The organism is Achromobacter semiaridum (assembly GCF_053543755.1).
In genome coordinates this window covers 17,413-20,985 of record NZ_JBLVOL010000040.1, presented here as the reverse complement: position 1 = coordinate 20,985, position 3,573 = coordinate 17,413, and the positions used below count along the sequence as shown (strand labels likewise).

Annotated in this window: 5 protein-coding genes and 1 pseudogene; 1 reads left to right on the top strand and 5 read right to left on the bottom strand. The window is 64.9% G+C overall.

All coding sequences use genetic code 11. The annotated features are described in order from the left end of the window. The 5 genes and pseudogenes from ACNPP0_RS12545 to ACNPP0_RS12525 all read right to left on the bottom strand — a co-directional run. Positions 1 to 388: pseudogene (locus tag ACNPP0_RS12545) on the bottom strand (5-(carboxyamino)imidazole ribonucleotide synthase); the annotation flags it as partial. Next, positions 385 to 915 (bottom strand): 5-(carboxyamino)imidazole ribonucleotide mutase, encoded by a 531-nt coding sequence (gene purE, locus ACNPP0_RS12540; protein ID WP_448706058.1) that lies wholly within the window; start codon positions 913 to 915, stop codon positions 385 to 387. The gene purE and the pseudogene ACNPP0_RS12545, both read right to left, overlap by 4 nt. Positions 916 to 1,021: 106 nt before the next feature. Then, entirely contained in the window at positions 1,022 to 1,594 is a 573-nt protein-coding gene (locus ACNPP0_RS12535) for a disulfide bond formation protein B (RefSeq protein WP_448706057.1), read from the bottom strand. Positions 1,595 to 1,604: 10 nt separating this feature from the next. Next, the gene (locus ACNPP0_RS12530; RefSeq protein ID WP_046804415.1) at positions 1,605 to 1,763 is read right to left on the bottom strand and encodes a DUF5993 family protein; all 159 of its coding nucleotides are present in this window, start codon (positions 1,761 to 1,763) and stop codon (positions 1,605 to 1,607) included. Positions 1,764 to 1,953: 190 nt separating this feature from the next. After that, on the bottom strand, positions 1,954 to 2,835 hold the full coding sequence (locus ACNPP0_RS12525; RefSeq protein WP_046804414.1) for a phosphoribosylaminoimidazolesuccinocarboxamide synthase: 882 nt from the start codon (positions 2,833 to 2,835) through the stop codon (positions 1,954 to 1,956). 242 nt (positions 2,836 to 3,077) lie between these two features. On the opposite strand from ACNPP0_RS12525, the gene ACNPP0_RS12520 reads away from it, so the two are divergent. Beyond that, a complete protein-coding gene (locus tag ACNPP0_RS12520) occupies positions 3,078 to 3,533 on the top strand; it encodes a GFA family protein (RefSeq protein ID WP_448706056.1) in 456 nt (151 codons plus the stop codon). Positions 3,534 to 3,573: the final 40 nt, after the last annotated feature.

Below are 3,573 nucleotides of genomic sequence, written 5' to 3'. Positions count from 1 at the left end.
CGGCGTGCGGCCCCACGGCGATGCCTTGCGAAGCGATGAAGGTCTTTTCGGCGATGCGGTCCTGCACGATGGCGACGGCGTCGGCGGCCGGGCTGACGCGGCAACGCGTGGCCAGCGTGCGCAGGCTGTCGGCGGGCACGTTTTCGAATTCGGTGGTGACGGCCTGACAGGTCTGGGCCAAACGGGCCAGCCCGGCTTCGTCGTCATAGGCCGCCTGGATGTGCAGGTCGGCCACCATGCCGGCGGGGCATTCGTCGGCCGGGTCCAGCACCGCGACCTTGTAGCCCAGGCTTTGCGCCGCATGGCAGAACATGCGGCCCAATTGACCACCGCCCAACAAGCCCAGCCAGCCGCCGGGAGCGATCATGAAAGAAGTCGATTGGCTCATACGATCGACGCCTCGGGCGGAACCTTCATGTCGCGCGCGGCTTGCGTCTGGCGCGCGCGGAACGCCACCAGCTTTTCGTGCAAGCCTGCGTCAGTGCCCGCCAGCGTGGCAATCACGTGCAGCGCCGCGTTGCCGGCGCCCGCTTCGCCGATGGCGAACGTGGCCACCGGCACGCCTTTGGGCATCTGCACGATGGACAGCAGCGAATCTTCACCGCGCAGGTATTTGGAAGGCACCGGCACGCCGAACACCGGCACTTCGGTCAGCGCCGCCATCATGCCAGGCAGGTGCGCCGCGCCACCGGCGCCGGCGATGATGCCGCGCAGGCCACGGCCATGCGCGGCCGCGCCGTATTCGGCCATGTCCTGCGGCATGCGGTGCGCGGAAATCACGCGCGCCTCATAGGCCACGCCGAAATCCTCAAGCATGCTGACCGCGTGCTTCATGACCTCCCAATCGCTGGAAGATCCCATAATCACGCCCACCACGGGCGAGGCCTTGGCCGCTGCGGAAGTCTTGGCTGTCATAACCGGTGTCAAAGAGGGTAAGACCGCGGAAACCTGCCCGCGGAATGTCAATGGACCGCGGATTCAGTCCGCGAAACCCGGTATTTTACCCGGCGCGCGCGGCAGGCTATGGCGCGGTGGCCTTGGGCAGCCACAGATAGGTGTCCGGGTTGTCCGGGCACGGGCCAAAACCGCATTCCAGCGTGGTGCCGCCGACGTTGGCCAGCGTCATGACAAAAAACAGGGCCATGACCAGGATGCCCGGAGCCGACACGGGCTTTTTCAGCATGGTGTCGCCCCATTTGCGGTCGGCCGTCTGCATCAGGACGCAGAAGACGATGATGGCGGCAAACGCAATGAACGCCCAGGTATAGAAGTGCATGCCCAGGAACGGCGAGCCATAGCCGGGATCGCCGGGCGCCAAGTGCAGCAGCACTTGCCGGCCCGAGGCGACCATGCCGCCCAGCGACGCCGCGATGCTCATCGCGTAATGCATGGGGGACGGGCCCAGGCGCAGGTTCAGCAGGAACCCCACGCCGGCCAGAATCAGCGCCACGCGTTGCAGCAGGCACAGCGGGCACGGCAGTTCGTCATAAATGAGTTGCCAGGCGAACGCCATGGCCAGGATGCCGGTCACGCCCAGCAGCGCCAGCCCATTGATGACACGCGAGCCTCGCGCCGGATTACCAGAGAAGATCATCGCCCGGCCTTTACAGCGACAACGCCAGCGGCGTATTCATGTGATGCACGCACCAGGCCGCGAAGATCAGCAAGGTCAGCAGCCAGAAGGTCACGCACGGACGGCGCCGGCCCAGCACGCCAAACCACACGGCGATCAGGCCAGTCAGAAACGGCAACATCATGATCATGCGAAGGGCTCCTGTCGGCGGGCGTCCTGTAAGCAACGGGCGAGTATAGCGTAACAATCCGACATATTTGTTATCGAAAGCCCGGATGCGCGCGCCGCTCACTTATGCGTCCGGCCATGAAAAAACCCGCTCGGGCGGGTGCACCGGCGGGTTTGTTTCGTCATGGCGCCGTCAGCGGCGCCACGCGGGATCAGGCAATCAGGCGGTCCAGCGCTTCGCGGTACTTGGCGGCCGTCTTTTCCAGCACTTCTTGCGGCAGGCGCGGAGCGGGCGGGGTCTTGTCCCACGTTTGGGTTTCCAGCCAGTCGCGCACAAACTGCTTGTCGAAGGACGGCGGGCTGATGCCCACGCGGTAGCCGTCGGCGGGCCAGAAGCGCGACGAATCCGGCGTCAGCACTTCGTCCATCAAATGCAGCGTGCCGTTGTCGTCCAGGCCGAATTCAAACTTGGTGTCGGCAATGATGATGCCCTTGGTGGCGGCGAAACGGGCGGCTTCGGCGTACAGCTTGAGGGTCACGTCGCGGATGCGTTCGGCCATCTCCTGACCCACTTCCTTGACCACGTGCGCAAAGTCCACGTTTTCGTCGTGCATGCCGAATTCGGCCTTGGCGGCGGGCGTGAAGATGGGTTCGGGCAATTGGCTGGCCTGTTGCAGGCCGGCGGGCAATTGGATGCCGCAGACGCTGCCGGTGGCCTGGTAGTCTTTCCAGCCGGAGCCAATCAGGTAGCCGCGTGCCACAGCTTCCACCAGGATCGGCTTCAGGCGCTTGACCACGACGGCGCGTCCGCGCACCTGGTCAACTTCGTCCGGCGCGACCACGTCTTCGGGCTTCACGCCGGTGGAGTGGTTCGGCAAGATGTGGGCCAGCTTCTGCAACCAGAATTCGGTCAGCTCGGTCAGCACCTGTCCCTTGCCGGGAATGGGGTCGTCAAGAATCACGTCGAACGCGGAGATACGATCCGACGCGACGATCAGCAACTTGTCGTCGCCCACCGCGTACATATCGCGCACCTTACCGCGGCCCAGCAGCGGCAAGGACTTGATGCTGGATTGATGCAAAGCAGAAGTCACGGGAATGGCCTATGGCAAAAATGAAGATTCCCGCCACGGGCGAGCGCCAGGGCGGGAAGCAGAACGAAATCGAAACTTGCGCAAAAGGCGGCATGGCCTGTGCAAGACGCATAGATTACTGCAAATATGTCCGTCTTGCCGGGCGGCAAGGGCCGGGTTAGCCTCTGATTCCCGACTCACGATTCGCGCCGACCGCCCCAGCCGCGTCACGGCGCAAACCTTACGCCCGGAGACAAAGCCGTATGCAGGATGCTTCCATCAAACGCCCGTCCGCCGCGGACGCGCAGGTACACCTGACTGGCGGTTGCCAGTGCGGCGCGATCCGTTACGCCGTCACCGACGAGCCCATCACCGCCGCCACCTGCCACTGCCGCGACTGCCAATATTCCAGCGGCGGCGCACCGGCCCATGCGCTGATCTTTCCGGCCGGCTCCGTGACGATGCTGCGCGGCCAGGCCAAGGAACACCGCTACAAGGGCGATTCCGGCCATACCGTCATGCGCAGCTTTTGCGCGGCCTGTGGCACGCCGCTGTTCGGCGGTTCGGAAGGCATGGGATACGAGGTGGTGCGTGCCGGGTCGCTGGACGACCCGGAAGCGTTTCATACCCAGGCGTCGCTGTGGACCAGCTCGGCGCCGTCCTGGCATCACATCGACCGCAGCGTGCCGCACTTTCCGCGAAACTCGCCGCCGGCCTGAACCGCGGCTTGACGCGTCCGCCCAAAACAAAGGGGCGGGG